This window comes from Flavitalea sp. (assembly GCF_035489435.1).
Lineage (GTDB): Bacteria > Bacteroidota > Bacteroidia > Chitinophagales > Chitinophagaceae > DATHKG01.
The window spans coordinates 72688-89749 of record NZ_DATHKG010000094.1 but is presented as its reverse complement, the minus strand read 5'-3'; the positions used below and the strand labels follow the sequence as shown (position 1 = coordinate 89749).

Annotated in this window: 9 protein-coding genes; 1 reads left to right on the top strand and 8 read right to left on the bottom strand. The window is 41.2% G+C overall.

All coding sequences use genetic code 11. From position 1 onward, the window contains the following. Window positions 1–74: 74 nt before the first annotated feature. From VK664_RS15170 to VK664_RS15135, 8 genes are all read right to left on the bottom strand, one after another. Window positions 75–1478, bottom strand: a complete 1404-nt coding sequence (locus VK664_RS15170) for a RagB/SusD family nutrient uptake outer membrane protein (RefSeq protein WP_461399525.1) — start codon at window positions 1476–1478, stop codon at window positions 75–77. 10 nt (window positions 1479–1488) lie between these two features. After that, complete coding sequence (locus VK664_RS15165; RefSeq protein WP_461399524.1) at window positions 1489–4512, bottom strand: SusC/RagA family TonB-linked outer membrane protein; 3024 nt, start codon at window positions 4510–4512, stop codon at window positions 1489–1491. A gap of 361 nt (window positions 4513–4873) precedes the next feature. Next, window positions 4874–8782 (bottom strand): hybrid sensor histidine kinase/response regulator transcription factor, encoded by a 3909-nt coding sequence (locus VK664_RS15160; protein ID WP_461399523.1) that lies wholly within the window; start codon window positions 8780–8782, stop codon window positions 4874–4876. Between the two features lie 243 nt (window positions 8783–9025). Continuing rightward, window positions 9026–11425: a TonB-dependent receptor domain-containing protein gene (locus VK664_RS15155; protein WP_461399522.1), complete on the bottom strand. Its 2400-nt coding sequence runs from the start codon at window positions 11423–11425 to the stop codon at window positions 9026–9028. 2 nt (window positions 11426–11427) lie between these two features. Next, window positions 11428–12771 carry an HTTM domain-containing protein gene (locus VK664_RS15150; protein WP_461399521.1) on the bottom strand — a complete coding sequence of 448 codons (1344 nt, stop codon included), beginning with the start codon at window positions 12769–12771 and terminating at the stop codon, window positions 11428–11430. Further along, window positions 12758–13837 carry an imelysin family protein gene (locus VK664_RS15145; RefSeq protein ID WP_461399520.1) on the bottom strand — a complete coding sequence of 360 codons (1080 nt, stop codon included), beginning with the start codon at window positions 13835–13837 and terminating at the stop codon, window positions 12758–12760. The genes VK664_RS15150 and VK664_RS15145 overlap by 14 nt, the downstream gene beginning before the upstream one ends. 126 nt (window positions 13838–13963) lie before the next feature. Next, the gene (locus VK664_RS15140) at window positions 13964–15079 is read right to left on the bottom strand and encodes a DUF4856 domain-containing protein (protein WP_461399519.1); all 1116 of its coding nucleotides are present in this window, start codon (window positions 15077–15079) and stop codon (window positions 13964–13966) included. Between the two features lie 137 nt (window positions 15080–15216). Next, on the bottom strand, window positions 15217–16344 hold the full coding sequence (locus VK664_RS15135; protein WP_461399518.1) for a fatty acid desaturase family protein: 1128 nt from the start codon (window positions 16342–16344) through the stop codon (window positions 15217–15219). A 301-nt stretch (window positions 16345–16645) separates the two neighbouring features. Here VK664_RS15135 and VK664_RS15130 point away from each other — a divergent pair, with 301 nt between their 5' ends. After that, a complete protein-coding gene (locus VK664_RS15130) occupies window positions 16646–17059 on the top strand; it encodes a (R)-mandelonitrile lyase (RefSeq protein ID WP_461399517.1) in 414 nt (137 codons plus the stop codon). Window positions 17060–17062 lie beyond the last annotated feature (3 nt).

Here is a 17062-nt window from a genome sequence, read left to right as displayed (position 1 = left end):
GGTGCACCAATGGTACATCGATTCAGCCAGATACTTTGTTTATGATCCCCGGGAGGATCGATTTTAAGTCAGAATTAATTGAGCGTGATAGAAGGATTACCACTTTGTTCTGTGTCCGGTATTTGAAATAAGATTTTTCTTGAATCCCAGGCATCTCCTCTTACCGGCTGTTTTAAACGTTTCAACTCATGAAGACGTTCACCGCGCAGCGCTAACTCAAGGCGACGTTCTTTGCGAACAGCATTGATGATACCATCCTTTCCTGCTGCTACCAGCGTTACTGGTGCACCATAAGCCCGGGTTTCGATTTTGTTTAACCACGATACTGCTTCAGTGAGATCCGCTGGGTTGCCTGATGAAGCAAGTGCCTCAGCATAAATCAATATCAATTCGTCGAAGCCGGTTACAATGCCATCCATATAATTGTAATTGAATTTGGTGCTGTATACAACATTGTTCTTGGTAATATGGAATTTAGCGTAGCGCTTGTCGTTAGCAGCATAAGAAGCTACAAGTGCCGGAGATGGCGCCCATTGCGGTATTGGGGCAGTAGTATTATTACTCCTGTAATTTCCCCTGATCGAACCCCAGGAGTCATCAGATGAGGCTGTACTGGGTATCATAAAAATCACTTCTCTTGTTGTCGTTTTTAATTCTGCCCTCGCGAACTTGGCAGCAGGATCAACATCCAGTGAATAACTATTTGAATTCATGATCCCTCTTGCTTCAGTAACGGCATTCGGCATATCTCCCATAGAGAAATAAACTTTGGCTAAAAGAGACCTGGCTGCATCGGGAGTGGCTTTTCCACTATTCCAGGTTCTTGAAGCAGGCAGGTTAGCAGCTGCAAATTTGAGATCAGTAATAATTTGTGTGTACACTTCTTCTACGGTAGACCTTGGCAATGCTTCAAATGATTCCGCTATAGTGGTGGTTCCTTTCAACCTGATTGGTATCCCCATCCCAGGTGCACTCTTGTGTTGATCACTATAGGGCAGGCCAAACAATCTCACGAGATGAAAATGGCCAAGTGCCCTGATATAAGCAGCATCAGCCTTTAGTTGAGACGAAGTTGCAGGATCCGCGGCTACCAGGATATCATCAGCAAGTGCACTGTTGGCAGCTACATTTGCCCTGTTAATCGCATTGTAAGTATTTTCCCATGTGTTTCTTCCCGGCGGATTAAAAAGATCCATTGCATGCGCCACGATCTGGGTCCAGTCAAAAGTTCCGTTACTCGTTACTGCATCGTCTGTCAGAATATCAGCGGCAACAAGCGCAGTACCTCCCATGAAACCGGCACTACGTACCTGGTTGTAGGCAGATAACATCAGGCGTTGCAGGTCATCTGTTGTCTTGATCGCGTCTTCGGTAAGTACATTATTTTCAGGTTTGATTTCCAGGAAATCCATTTTTTCGCAGGAAGCAAGCAAGAGCCCTGATCCAAGTATAATAGAAACTATATATCCAGCTTTCATGATTTAAGTTTTAAAAGTTCAGGTTTATGCTCACTGTATAGCTTCGTGATTGCGGAGCTGTTAAATAGGTGACGTTCGGACTAACGTTTCGCTGCTGCGCCGAACTCAGATCCCTGAGCACTTCAGGATCTCCGTCATATTTGCTAATGGTGAAAACGTTGCTGGCGGCAAGCCCAATGCGGGCGTTGGTCATTCTTAATTTGCGAATAAAATTATCTGGCAGCCTAAAGCCTGCGCTTATCACTTTCATCCTGAAATAACTGGCATCGTGCAAAAACTCTGTAGTGTTCCTCGCTTGGGTAATTCCGCTTAATCCAAGTGTCATCCTTGGAACTGAAGTCACATCACCCGGCTTCTGCCATCTGTCAAGTACCTTCGTTTTTGGATTCCAGGCACCGATACTATTCATCTGGAATTTTTCGGCATCATCGAAGATATTGCCACCGACCTGGAAGGTTGCTGTGAAACCGAAATCGAAATTTTTCCAGGTAAATCTATTGTCAATGCCTCCAAAGAAATCAGGATAAGGACTTCCGACCACCTGGCGGTCTCTTTGCGCGTTGTATTGTTTGGTCTCTCCCGCTACCAGTTTTGTGTTTGGATCAAGCATTTCATACACAGGCATACCATCCGCCGGATCTATGTATAAAGTCTTAACCAGGTAATTTGAACCAATTGGTTTACCCACGATAACCCTAGTGTCACCGGTTCCGCCTAAAGCATCCGGGCCCTGGGTTCCGATATTCACGACACTGTTTGTATTACGGGCGATATTGAAATCAGTAGTCCAGGAGAAATTCTTTTTTACAATATTCCTTGAGCTTATACTAAACTCTAAACCTTTATTGCGCACTTTACCAACATTGGCCAATACAGAACCAAAACCAGTTGAAGTAGTTGTACGTATGCCAAGAAATAAATCTTCAGAATTGTTTACGTAATAAGCCAATTCACCTGTGATCCGGTTATCAAAAAGACCATATTCGATAGCGAGGTCAAATTTCTTAGTGGTCTCCCAACGCAGATCAGGATTGGCAAGTGAAGAGATTGTCCAGTACTGTTCACCGTTATATATCTGTGTATTCTGCACATTCGTCACACCCCACTGGGCATAGTTTGGAATCTCTGCGTTCCCTGTAAGACCGTATCCGGCTTTCAGTTTCAGGAAGGTTAAGCTTTTTATGTTTTTCATAAAAGCTTCATCTGTTAATATCCAGCCTGCAGATACTGCCGGAAAGGTTCCGAATTTATTGTTGACACCAAACCTGGATGAACCATCTCTACGAACGGTTGCAGTCAGTAAATAACGATCAAGGAAAGAGTAATTCAGTCTTCCGAAATAAGAGAAAAATGTATATTCTGATGGTGCATTGGTAGTTTTCCTGTTATTGGTGTTAGGAGTTCCGTTTGGATTTGTTTCCGGGGGAAGTGTGGGATCATTGAACAGCCAGTCTTCCTCACCAGGCGCAAAGGTCACAATGTGACTTTTGGAATTGGTTTCATTCTTCAGCATTTCTGTACCAACCATGAACTTGAAACTGTGCTTTTCATTAAGGTCCAGCGAATAGTTTAACAACGCTTTATTATTCCAGTTAGCAAGAAAACTTCTGTCAAGCCTTGAAACCGGGGCTGTAGACAATACCTGCGTGGTAAGCTGGTACAGCTTGTTATCACTGTAGTCGAGGTTACCTTCCAACCGAAGTGATAAATTTTTGATGATAGTAACATCCGTAAACAAGCTGGCGAAAGTGCGGCCGCCTTTTAGTTGCCGGGTTGCATTGTTGATTTCTGCAACAGGGTTAGCGAATACAGAAGTCTTCGAAAAAGTTCCATCCGCATTATAAACAGGAAAATAAGGCAGTGCATTTGATATAGCCCGGCCATAACCTCCCGCGAAACCTACAGGTATCAGATTTTGATCCGTATAAGCATAAGAAACATTGGCACCTATCTTTATAAATTTCGCAGGGGTATAATCTATATTCACTCTTGCGCTTGATCTGTTGAAGTGATCATTGACCAGGAATGATTGCTCGTCGAGATAGGATAAACCAACATACACCTTCAGCTTATTGCCACCTGCACTAACAGCAACATCGTTAAAAGTAGAAACACCAGTCTGTGTAACAGGATCAACCCAATCTGTATTTGTCTTAAGCGCATCTGCTTCTGCTACATTACCAGGCAGAGCCCTGGTTGCAGGCGCGCCTGTGGGATTAAACTTATAATCATTAGCCACGGCTTCTTTATACAGGCCGACAAACTCTTGCGAATTCAGCAGTTCCGGCTTGCGGGTAAGATTGGAGAATGCGAGCCTTGAACTGGCAGACACCTGTGGCTTACCTTTTTTGCCACGCTTAGTGGTAATAATGATAACACCATTTGCACCCCTTGAACCATAAATCGCTGCTGCAGAGGCATCTTTTAAAATTTCAATGCTTTCTATATCCGCTGAATTTATAGAAGAAAGCGGGTTTGCATTAGCAGCACCTATTGTTTGTCCTGAGTTTGCACTTATAGGAATTCCATCAATTACATATAAAGGCTCACCACCGGCTGAAATAGATCCAGTACCACGGATTCTGATCTGCGTACCAGCACCCGCCATGCCGGTAGATTGAATCACCTGCACACCTGCAGCGCGACCTTGTAAAGCAGCATCAAAGGATGAAACCGGGACGGCAGCAAGGACCTTATTATCAATTTTTGTGATCGAACCGGTCACCTCCCGACGATTCTGACTTCCGTAACCTACAACAACCACCTCGTTCATCGCGGAAGCTTTTGTTGTTAGTGAGATAGTCAGATTGCCTTGATTTCCTACTGGGATTTCTCTTGTTTCAAAACCTACAGAGGAGACTATAATTACATCTTTGGCTGATGCTTCAATGGAAAAACTTCCGTCTTCCTTTGTTGTTACCGAGTTGTTTTTGCCCTTTAGACTAATAGTTGCGCCCGGCATGGGTTCACCGCTGTCATTGTTTACCCTTCCTTTAACAGTAGCGGTTTGTGCCATTAGCAGGGAGGTGGACATAAAAAAGACGGAAAAAAGCACAAGTTGTAAAACACAGGTCTTTTGGAAGAATAGCCTGACAAAGTTTTTTAAGGGATTAAAGCCACTTAATTGACAGTCACAACTGGACAAAATTAAGCTTCTGGCATTTGAAACCTGGGAATCGGGAGGCTTAGGAGCATGGCCTCTCCTCATTGCAGAGGAGGTTCGCAATCTTTTCATATAGCAGTTATTATTTGAGAGTTAGTAACACGAATTCACCAATCGTAAAGTGACCCGGTTATACGATACTAAGTACGCGGTTTTTTTCTGCTAAATATGATTCAGCTCGTTCAATCTTGTATCAATACATCTCATTTTCGTCTCAGCTAAGTTCTGATCCTTATAGGTTTTGAGGTTTGCCCTGGACAGGGCGGGAATGCAAACCATTTATATAGCTGGTAGGTGTCAGTCCAAATTGTTTATGAAAATCCCGTGAAAAATTATTCTGCAAACTATACCCTATCATATTGGCTGCCTCGTTTACTTTATATCCGAGACTCAACAGTTCTGCGGATTTTTTTAATCGGGATAATGTTATAAAATCGTTTGGCGTCAGGTTGGACAATGCCTTAATTTTCCTGTACAGCGTTGACCTGCTCATGTTCATAAGCACTGATAACTGTTCAACATCAAGTTCTGTATTGGTGATATTGTCATTGATAGTGCTGTTTAAACGCTCGAGAAAATCCTTATCAGGTAAAGAACAGGCAATACCTTTTAAATGCGTGAGTGGCGAACTGGCAAAATATTCTTTTAATTTATCGCGATTTGTTATAAGATTGGTGATCTGTGCTTGTAAATGCTCTAATGCAAAAGGCTTCTCTATATAAGCATCCGCGCCCACTTCCAGTCCGGTAATCTTTGAATCAAGCGTATTTTTAGCAGTCAGTAAAATGATGGGCACATGGCTGTATTGTAAATCAGTCTTGATGCTTTTGCACAATTCAATTCCATCCATCACCGGCATCATAATATCACTGACAACCAGGCTAATGTTTTCTTTCTGCAGAATTGCCAATGCCTGGCTCCCGTTAAATGCCTGGAACACTTTATAAGCCGAATTCAGAGCCTTCTGAAGAAAACCCAGGATTTCCTTATTGTCTTCAACTATCAGGATCGACGGCTTAAGATTGCCGGCGTTTTCTTCATCCGTGTTCGTATCCCGTTCCTCAGATTCTTCATTAGACGACTGAAGATCCTGAAGATTTATTGTTTCTTCTTGCTGCACCGGAAGAGATAGCAGGAAAATATTCATTCCATGTTCCGACTGTTTTATTTTCAAAACTCCCCTGTGTAATTCCGCCAGGGATCTGGCGAGGGGCAGGCCAATGCCTGTACCTGATTGCTTTTCATTTTCCTTTAGCCTGTAAAATGGCTCAAATATCTTCTCTTTTAATTCAACGGGTATCAGAGGACCGTCGTTCTTAAATTCTATGTTAAGCATATCATCCTCAGAACCAAATGGCAGTAGTTTAACAACAACAATACCTGATGCATACTTTATAGCATTGCTCAGAAGATTACTCAATATTTTTCTGAACGCCTCAGGATCTAAATAGGCATGTGGTTCAATCCTGCACAGTTCAAGCTTATATTGTAAATTTTTCTGTTCAGCCGCAAGTTTGAAGTTTTGATATTCTTCGTTTAACAACACCGAAACATTTGACTTGATAAAACTCAGGCTATAATTGTTGGCCTCGGCCTTCCGGAAATCGAGCAACTGATTACTTAAATCAATCAGCCTGTTGGTATTTTTATTAATCATTTCTAAGCCCATTTTTATTTCCTGATCTTCAATTTCTTTTTTCATCAGCAGATCTATCGGCAATTTGATGAGGGTGAGCGGCGTTCGGATTTCATGGGTCACATTAGTAAAAAACTCAATTTTTGCATGATAAATTTCACGTTCTTTTTCTATTTTAAACGATTCCAACCTGTTTTTGCTCTTTTCTTTCACCGCCATGTGATAATACCTCATGATCGTGATCACAATAGCCAGCATAATCACAGAATACAATGCAAAAGCCCATATACTTTGCCACCATGGCGGACTGATGTTAATCCCAAGTATAGTTTCTTTCGGGTTCCAGTGCTCACTGCTGTTCGAACCTTTTACCTTAAAGGTATAATTTCCCGGAGGCAGCTTGGTATAGAAAATTTTCCGATTTCCTTTTAGATGAACCCACTCTTTGTCCAGCCCTTCAAGCATGTATTGGTATTCATTTTTTTCCGGGGCAGCAAAACTGAGTGCTGCTACGCTAAAGCTCAGGTCGGATTGATTATAGGAAAGATTTAAATGTTGTGAAAAGGTTATAGAGGTTTTCAGTGGCGAATGTTCATCTCTTAAATTTATTTCCCGATTGTTTATCTGAATGTCCGTGATATAAACAGGAGGAACAAAGGTACTTTGTATAAATTCGGCCGGATTAAAACCAATCATTCCTTTTACTGTGCCAAACATTAGTGTGGAACCGCTTTTAAAGGCTGAATTATAATTAAATTGTTCGCTGATGAGGCCGCTTGCAGTGCCATATTTCCGGACGCTTTGACTAACAGGATCTAGTTGCACCAAACCGTGAGAAGTGGAAATCCATAAATAACCCTGGTCATCTTCCAATACACGGAATACCTGGTTGTCCGGCAATCCATTTTGCGTGGTGTAATTAATCATCTCGCCACTGCGCTTATTATATTTAGAAAGGCCCTCTTCTGTACAAAACCATAAATTGCCTTTGCTATCCTCAAAAATATTATTTACGTAATCGTTGATGAGACTTTTAGCGTTGCCATGCAAATGCCGGATGGCACCTTGTTTACCAGTGTTTATGTTAGAATAATAAACACCCTTTCCATATGAACAAACCCAGAGCGTGCCTTCATCGTCTTCGTAAATAGCCTGAATCGGCATGTCAAGGGGTGATAAAGGCGAAAAATTATTCTTTGTTCTGTTGTACCTGAACAATCCATTCCTGGTCCCCACCAGGATATCACCATTACGCCGTTGGTAAATGGAAACAATAAAATCACTTTTTAGCGAGTTGCTGTCATTCCCTGGATCGTAGTGACGGATAACCTTTTCTGTCCGTAAGTCCATTACATCCAGACCATGCTCGAATGTCCCGATCCACAGTTCATCTTTTGTGGCAAGTAACCCATGAATCTTATTATAAGATATAGAACCTTGTTGGTTATCGGCTCCAAAATGTTTGACTATACCTGTTCGACCTTCTATTTTGTTTAAACCTGCGTCCTCTGTCCCCACCCATAAATTTCCCCTCGTGTCTGCAGTAATTTCATGTACAACATTTCCCTTAAAACCATTACCAAGTCCGGAGTGCTGAAAATATTTCTGAAACCTGTTGTATTGATCAGAGCAATAATTAACTCCGCCATAAAAAGTTCCTATCCAGGTACCACCTTCTGAATCCCTGGAAATCGAAAAAATAACATTATCAGTGATTGAGTAAGGATTTTCCGGCTCTTTTTGTATTTGGGTGCCCTCCCCTGTTTTCACATTTAGCGTATAAAGCCCCGTCTCAGATCCGATCCAGTATACACTGTCCGACTTAGAAAATATGCTGCGTACTTTGATGTCCTTTGCCCAGGGATAATTAACAAAGACATTCCGGGAATGTAGGCTGTTGATATTTACAAGCAGCACCTGGTTTAGCATGCCGACCAATACAGTGCTGTCACTCACCGGACAGAGATCCCGGATATTGTCGATTTTCATTTTATTGGGTAAAGAACTTAGTACACTGTATCCAATGAAGCTATTTTTGGCGACATCAAATTTCTTTATTGTTCCACTATTGGTCCCCACCCACAATTCGCCCTTCGAAGATAAACGCAGTGCCGTAGTTAGCTCATCTCCAAATTGATAGTGTTCCACCTTCTCGTCCCGGGTGTTGTACCTGAATAGTTTTAATCCTGCAATGATCCAGATATTATTTGCGTTGTCTTGTATTATAGCCCTTATGTCAATCTGCGGTAGCTTTCTGAATGGAATAAACGACTCTTTCTGCGCATCATAAATGTAAATACCCTTATGGGTACCCACCCACATACGACCTGATATATCACCATACAAACATCCGATGGAATTACTGCCAATACTTAATGAATCTGAAAGATTATTTCTGTAGATCTTAAACGAGGTACCATCAAAACGATTAAGACCGTTTCGGGTACCAAACCACATAAAGCCCCTGCTATCCTGCAGAATACTGGTTACTGAATTACCAGACATTCCCTCACGCACTCCATAACTACGAAAATAATGTGGCTGGCTTTGCGATAAGAAACCGCTACAAATAAAAATTACTAAATATATAAAGCGAATTCCGGACAAAATACTACGAATTATTAATCAACACACATAATACGCATTTAATACAACCTTTTTGAAATGCGTATATATAATGCAGACAACCATCCGGACAGTTCGCTCAGTCAGGCCGGTGCATTTTCATACTGATCTGAATTTAGTAAATTATAACTTAAACTGCAAAGTTGCATAATAATTACGTTTATCTGCCGGTAAGATGCCAGGCCCGGGATATCCATCAGCCCGCCTAGTAAAATACTTTGTATCGGAGAGATTGTTGATGCCTGTAAATATTGTAAACTTCCTCCAGTTATAGCTAAGGCTAAGATCCATTACATTGAATGCAGGAATAGCTCCGTCCACTGCTGTAGGGGTAAATTCAGTATTAGTCGCATCCGAATACTGTTTTGCCTGGTAAGAAAATTGATAAGTAATATTAAATCTTGGGTTCCCAAAACTCAGTCCCGTGCGAAACAACAGAGGCGGCACGTTTTCCACCAGTTTATCTGCAAAGGCGGTATTTTTTGTATTAATATACCTGGCATCGATCACTGAAAGATTCGTGTATATATTAAGTCGATATTTTGATTTTCCAAAAGTCAGTGCTTTAAGGATGTCACCTTCAAGCAATACCTCAATTCCGATATTCCGGCTATCTGCCACATTGGTTCGTAAGCGATAGGTCATAAAACTGCTGTCCCTCGTAAAGATCGATCCGATCCTGTCATTGTATTTAAGATAGAATGCACTAAGATCAGCATATAACCATCCCTTGTACGATCCGCGAATACCAAGATCAATGTTATACCCGGTTTCATCGCGCAAGTTGGGATCGACGCGTGCATTCGTATTAAGGATGCGCATATCGTTGAAATTTATCGAACGATAATTTTGTGACGCGTTTGCATAAAACTCGACTCCATTGTCTAATTTCCAGGATGTTCCAAGTCCGAGCAGTATAAAAGAACGGGGGTCGCTTCTACTTTCAAAAATCTTCTCGTTAGGAATAAAGATATTTTGTTTATAGTAGTAACCATCTGCTTTTGTATTGATGTACTCAAAACGTAAACCTGGAGTTATGCTCCAATGGCGGTTTATCTGGAAGATATTTTCTGCAAAGGCAGCAAAATTATCTCCGGGAAAACTGTAATCCGATTTGTCAGGCTCGGTTCCGGTAAATTCAAAATCAGCATCACTTCCATCATCAGCATTGCCTTGTTTACGATCTGTAAGTCCCCTGTAGTACCGCGTACCGATAAGGAATGTACTGTATTGTTCTTTGATTAACTGGTATCTTTTAATAAACCTTAATTCTGATCCAAAATTATTATATCGGTCTTTCATTAAATCCCTGTTACCACCAATATCCGGACGGTTGATATAACTAAGTACTCCTAAAGCCTGCCGGCCTCCCTGCAATGTGAAGTTGCGCCAGTTTAGTTTGCTGTTCTCTGAAAAACTATAATCCAGGTTTAAACTAACCAGGTTCCAGTCTACTTTGAACCAGTTTCTTGACCTTACCGACACCGAGGGATCGAGTTTAAACTGTTCATCGGTGAGTCCGCCTGGTTGTTGTGCCAGATACTTCATCAATGTATATTCACCGGTAATTTTCAGTCTTGGTGTAAGTTGGTAAGAAAGATGTGCATATGCATTATGCTGATCAAAATGACTGTTTGGCCTCCAGCTATCCCCTCTTTTGTATTGGTAAAAGGCATAGTAATTCAGCTTATTTTTAGCTACTGTCCCTCCAATGCTGTTAAATGAGTTAAAAAGTCCGAAGGAACCTGCCGTTTGACGGGTAGTCAGTTCAAAAGGTTTATCCTTTGGTCCCTCTTTCATTACAAAATTAACAAGACCGCCAAATTGTGGACCATACTGTAAACTTGCAGCACCCCGGATAATTTCTATATGATCAAGCGCCTCTGTGGAAGGTGAATAGTAACTTTCTGGATAACCAAGTGCATCAGCGCTGATATCATATCCGTTCTGGCGCACATTAAAATTAGAAGATCGGTTTGGACTCAATCCCCGACCCCCAATGCCCAGTTGCAATCCACCCTGATCATATTCCCAAATATTTAATCCTGGAATGCGCGCATAAATTTGCCGGGTATTATTTGTCGCGAGGTTTGCGTTCAGATTGCGTAGATTTATAAGCTCTGTTTTTTTTCCTGCGTAAATAGCTGTACCCACAACATCATTTAACTTGCCGGAAACAGCTTGTTGCTTGCCCCCTGTTACCACAACTTCATTTAACAACACTGATTCCAGCAACAAATCAATTTTCTTTTCTTTCAAAGGAACTTCAATTATAAGTTCCTTTGTTATAAATCCGGAAAAACTTACTACCAGAGTGTAAGTTCCTTTCTCCAGTTTTGAAAACCGGAAGAAACCATTTTCGTTTGTAACTTGCTGCACATTTAACGGCAAAAGTTTAACTGTTGCACCTTCTGCGGGTTCGTTGCTTATACGAACAGCTCCTTCAGCAACAAATTGTTGTGCTGAAACGCAAATACCGGTCAGTAAAAAAAAGGCACAAAATGCTGTCGCGAATCGCATCATAATTATTTTTTATAAGGAAGTATCCAATTGTAGTGTTTAAGGCTGATGGGTTGAACTGCGAGGTTTATTGTTGAATCAATAAATAAACGGGAGCGCTCTCCGTTGAGTGATACATAGATCTCTGCATATACTTCAGGTTTTTTCCAACCATTTTTTTCAAATTGTTCACGAAGATAATGCGCATATCTTAGTATCAGATCCGGTTGAGTGCTCATCATTTTTTCCTGAAGCGGTGTAAGATAAGCAGCGTTGTGAATAGTTGTAGTTCTGTTATGGCTGCTATCCTTTACTGTAAAATATGCTACTCCCGCTTTCTCCATTAACATTACCCGCCATGAAAAGCGATATCCTTCTTCACTCCAGAATAAATGATCGGGGTAAAAAAGAAACCGTAAAGGAATGATCAGTTGAAAAAAGATATATAATATTATCGCACCTGCATAAATATTGTGGTGTGCTACCCTGAATACATTTTTGGGGTTTGCTTCAGTATGAGGTTTAAAATATGGAAGTTTATGTAGTAACCGTTCATGGAACCGGTCCGAAAAAAAGATGAGACTGCATACTATCATCACATATGGAAACATCCCGATACCCGGAAAAAAAACAGCAGTCGCAATATGAAAAATAACAACTACTATATAAGCATAAGGCCTTGTATTTTTATTAAGCAAAAAGAAAACGATGAAGCAATCATAAATGGCACCAAACCAGGAAAAGAGGTAGGCAACCCATTCCTTGTACATAAATTTTCCTATCAGTGGCAGATGACTTCTGGCAGGTAGCCAGGTTTTCATTGGTTCTGCGTTTAGAAGCCAGTCGGTATTAATTTTTGCAAGTCCGGCGAAAATATAAACAATCGCAATTTGAAATTTCAACAGGTTAATTGTCCAGGCGGGAACAAAATGAAGATTAATACCTGGTTTTAACAGAGCATCAACCGAATAGTTCCGGTTGGCAGGCAACCAAATCATTATGAAAGCAATGAGGCTCACAAAATAATAGTGATTAAGATAGGTTGTTACATCTATCAGCTCGAGATAAGTAAAACCCAGGAAGAATAAAATCGCAGCTATGCGGTAGAATAATCCGATTGTAATCAGCAAACTGCTAATTACAACTATCGCCGTTACCAGGTACATACCGAGCGGGCCAAAGGGTTGAACCCATTCGAAACCGTAATATGTAAAATGAAAGGGTGGTTTTATATAAACAGCATCAATCCATCCCCTCCACCAAAAACGCAAAAGGCTGAAAAACATAAGAAGACCGAACACGATCCTGAAGTTGACCAGCGGGGCAATGGATACCGGTCGCTGCCAGCCAGGATGATTAGTCACCGTCATTATCCATATAAGTTATCTGTACCGCTGTAGCAGATGCCACATCGGTTTTGATGAGTGTAAGCAGTTTTTGCACTTCGCGATACGCATTTTCTATTGCCGGAGCATTCCCGGTAAAAGCAGCAGACATGGGATCCGGGATAACCTGTAATGCTCCAATAGCGATATCGAATTGGGTTATCACATCATTATTAAGCTGGCTTTTGTTTAATAGAACCAGGTAATCGGCAATGCCTGTACCCTGACCACCTGAGAAATATTTTTTCAGGCTGGTGAGATTGGCAATAGCCAGGTCCCTGGAGATTCCTGAAAAATATCCTTCACATTTATCGGCAAATACAATTCCATTGGACTGTTTGCCAAAAGGCCAGCCAATTCTTGGACCCTTCAATGCATCCATTTCGAAAGCAAACTGATTTACCAGGCTCCCGATTGAACTCCCGACATTTGTTTGCATAGAGCTTACAAAACTTTCACGAAAGCCACCATTCCATTGAGCGATGGTTGCTGATATCAGTGTTTTCATCCTGGTGACAATATCTTTCACATATTTTTTTCTCTTTTCAGCATTTGCGCCATTGAATTGCTGAACAGCATCAGGCGAAAATAAGAGATAATCAAGCGCGGGAAATCCCTGGATACTGTCCGCAGCAATCACTTGTGTAAAATCATAGCTACCGGTTTGAATAGCAGCTTCGATTTTTGCCGAAGCAGAAGGAAATGTGTTAATCGTGTTGTTGAGTTGAAGAGCGGCAGCAGGTCCAAAATACAAAGCAGAAATACCTTGAAATGAAATATAGGCATTCTTATACGGTGTTTTTAATGTTTCCCGGGTAATTACAGAAGGTGCATTCAGGAAAGCATTTGCAGTTTCTTCAAACAGTGCAATTTTGGATTGCAGATCCACGTATGCGGGAAGTATTAGCGTATCTGCGTAATTAATCAGCATCTGTTTCTTGAAAGCGTCACCTGAATCAGTTTTATCGCCAGAACCGCTGTCACTTTTACTACACGCATAGACCAGGATCGCGGAAAAGGCAATTGCGGTGATTACTTTAAATTTGTTCATAACTATAGATCTGAATAAATAATTACATTTTTATATATTGAAACAGGTGCCGTAATCCTTAGACCCGGCACCTGTTCGAAAAAGTCTTCAAAAGTAAAAATCCCGCTGTTAATTCTCTTATCCAGCTTAAGGATTAGCCTGCAATTGTCCGTAGGCAGTTGTTAAAATAGTTTGACCCTGTTTCAGCTTCGTGTTTGCAGCATCGGCAGACAGTTCATAAAAATTTGTTTTCAGAATATCGATGAGTGCCTGGTAGTTTGCCGCGGTAAGCGGGCTGTTGGACGGACGATATTTAAGAGCCAGTACAAAACCATAGCCTTCTGACATTGCATGAAATTTTGTTGCGAGGTCCGAGCTACCTTGTGGTAGTGTCAGATATGCATAAGCAGCAGCAGCAATTGTTTTCTCAAGTGTTGATTTGATCGTTGCGACTGCTTCATCGCGACGGGCGTAATCTTTGGCAACGATAGCTGCACGACCTTTGCGAAAAGCTTCGAAAACTATCCCCCCTGCTTTAATATATTGACCTCTTTCCCGGAAATAACCTCCTATTGCCAACGGTTTGTTTGGTTCCGTACTGGCATAACCACGCGCAGTATCGTAATCTTTAGGTATACCCACATATCCAAATGCAAGATCCCAGTCGTGTTGCATCGCAGTGCCCTGGCCAGCAGTTACATTGTTGTTATCTTCTGTTACTGATTTGTCAAGATAACTATAGACCTGGTTCAATTGTAAAGCTCCCATTAGTCCTTTCGCTACTAATTGATTAAACTCAACACCAGAATAGTTAATCAACCTTGAGCCCACTTTTCCCGGCACACCAGGAGTCGCAACCCCTTTATACGACTTACTGACTTTCACCATTGAATCAGCATACTGCTTAATTATCGCTGCATCAGCAACCTTTGTAGAAAGGTTATACCCCAGGGCGTTAATCGCGCTCACAGAAATTGGGAGATTGTTGGAGGTTTCTGTTGTAAAAGCATTGTTTGTGTTTGCCCAGAGATAATTCACAGTATCCTGGCTCAGCTCGCGGCTTGTCGAACGCCCGAGATAGGCAGTAAACCCTGCCCACATACTCACCCTGCCGGTGGCTTCCGCGTATTCTACATTATCAAAAGTATAAGTATTTGGTACCGTATAATCCGGGATAGTTGGACTATCATCTTTATCGCAGGCAGTGAATGCAGTTATAGTACTTAAAATCAGGGCAGAATTAAATAATCTTCTTTTTAACATTTCTTGTTCAATTTCCGGCAAAGAACGTCTCAAAATTGAGTTTGAGTTATCGGAATGCGGAAATTGACTTTCGCGATTGGGAAAATGTAGGATCAGGAGAATAATCTGCCGTATTGAATTCGCTATTTATTTCAAATTCAACCAATTGCTTCATCAATGTCGGGTAGACGACCCAGCTTTTTGAGGAAACGTACATGAGCTTTAAACGCGGAGATAAAGCTATGATTTTGAAGATATGGGATATTAAACTCCTTAGCCGTCGCCTTAACTATGGGCGCAATTGCCGGGTAATGTACGTGTGAGATGCGTGGAAACAAATGATGTTCCACCTGGAAGTTAAGTCCGCCTACATACCAGGACAACCATTTATTATCAGGAGAGAAGTTCATCGTTGTGTGCATCTGGTGAATTGCCCAATCATTCTCTATAATGCCTTCTTTATCCGGCATAGGATGACTGGTTCCTTCAAGAGAATGAGCAAGTTGAAAAATAACTGTTAGCACAACCCCGGCAACGAAATGCATTAATAAAAAGCCAGTGATCACTTTAATAAAGGGAATATCAAAAAAAAGAGTCGGCACCACCAGGAATATAAAAAAATAGAAGAGCTTGTCAATTATCAATCTGAGCAACAATATCCTATAGCTTCTTTCCGGTGCTGCATTTACCTTGTTGCGCCTGTATCTTATCCATTGCAAAAAGTCCTTGGCTGTTGCCCAATATATAGTAGTTAATCCATATAAAAAAAAGGCATGCCACCATTGGTATCGATGAGAAGGACGACGGAGCGAATGAGGCGACAATCGCAAGGCTGGTTTGTCTGCGATATCATCGTCCATGCCGGTAATATTAGTATAGGTATGATGCAAAATATTGTGCTGCAATTTCCAGTTGACTGTAGAGCCACCCATCAGGTTTAGTACATGAGACATACACCAGGCTACAAATGGATTGGAGGAATACGCACCATGATTGGCATCATGCATAACACTCATACCTAATCCGGCCATGGCTATACCCGTAAGTGTCCAAAGTAACAGACTAACAATCCAACCAGGCGAAAAGATTAACATCACCACAAAAGGAGAAAAATAAAACAACAGAAGTATGATTGTCTTTAGAAAAAGCTTTTTATCACCAAGCTTTGAGAGTTTTTTATTGAGAAAGTATTCATCCACCCGCTTCTTAACAGTTGAAAAGAACAAATTATGGTCCCTGTTAATAAATTTAACCGCACGTTTCCGGGATATTATTGATTTAGGCATAGCGAATGTATTTAATGACACAGGGTGCTTCTTTCAACAAACATAACGGAGTGCCATTACTTCACTCTTGCATAGTCGGCTTGAAGCGTGATGGATTATTCAATTCAATATAATCATTTAACCTGACAGCACCGCGTTAATGATGCATTGTTTGTCAACATATCTGGAATGTTAGATAATCAATTCACATACCACCCAACAATAATTCCTATACTAAATAATAAATTTTAACCTGGATCTTTATGTATGTAGTTTTAACAATTTTGTGAGGTCATTTTAATTGTAAAAAAAACATCAGAAAATGAAACTGGAAAACAATTCACCCATTTTTCAACAGGGCGAAAAACTGACAAATGAATATTTTACAGGAGACGCTTATCTTAAGGTACTGCTGGCAAGAGACAAAAACAGCGATTTTGTGATTGGCCACGTAACTTTTGAACCGGGTGCGAGAACCAACTGGCACACACATCCAAAAGGCCAGGTCCTCATCGTTTTTGAGGGGGCTGGCTTTTACCAGGAAAAAGGCAAACCTGCACAGCCAATACAAAAAGGCGATGTCATAAATATTCCGGAGAACATGGAACATTGGCATGGTGCTTCATCCGTGAGTAAACTTGCGCATATCGCTATAACAAATTTCAAAGATGAGGTAAACGTAGTTTGGTTGAAGCCTGTTTCGGATGATGAATATGCAACCGTTAATGTAACTTGATCC

Excerpts from the sequence above, each read along its gene's own strand:
- VK664_RS15165 (WP_461399524.1), bottom strand. The coding sequence starts at position 4,512 with ATGTCCACCTCCCTGCTAATGGCACAAACCGCTACTGTTAAAGGAAGG.
- VK664_RS15145 (WP_461399520.1), bottom strand. The coding sequence starts at position 13,837 with ATGAACAAATTTAAAGTAATCACCGCAATTGCCTTTTCCGCGATCCTG.
- VK664_RS15160 (WP_461399523.1), bottom strand. The coding sequence starts at position 8,782 with ATGTCTGGTAATTCAGTAACCAGTATTCTGCAGGATAGCAGGGGCTTT.
- VK664_RS15140 (WP_461399519.1), bottom strand. The coding sequence starts at position 15,079 with ATGTTAAAAAGAAGATTATTTAATTCTGCCCTGATTTTAAGTACTATA.
- VK664_RS15150 (WP_461399521.1), bottom strand. The coding sequence starts at position 12,771 with ATGACGGTGACTAATCATCCTGGCTGGCAGCGACCGGTATCCATTGCC.
- VK664_RS15155 (WP_461399522.1), bottom strand. The coding sequence starts at position 11,425 with ATGATGCGATTCGCGACAGCATTTTGTGCCTTTTTTTTACTGACCGGT.
- VK664_RS15170 (WP_461399525.1), bottom strand. The coding sequence starts at position 1,478 with ATGAAAGCTGGATATATAGTTTCTATTATACTTGGATCAGGGCTCTTG.
- VK664_RS15135 (WP_461399518.1), bottom strand. The coding sequence starts at position 16,344 with ATGCCTAAATCAATAATATCCCGGAAACGTGCGGTTAAATTTATTAAC.
- VK664_RS15130 (WP_461399517.1), top strand. The coding sequence starts at position 16,646 with ATGAAACTGGAAAACAATTCACCCATTTTTCAACAGGGCGAAAAACTG.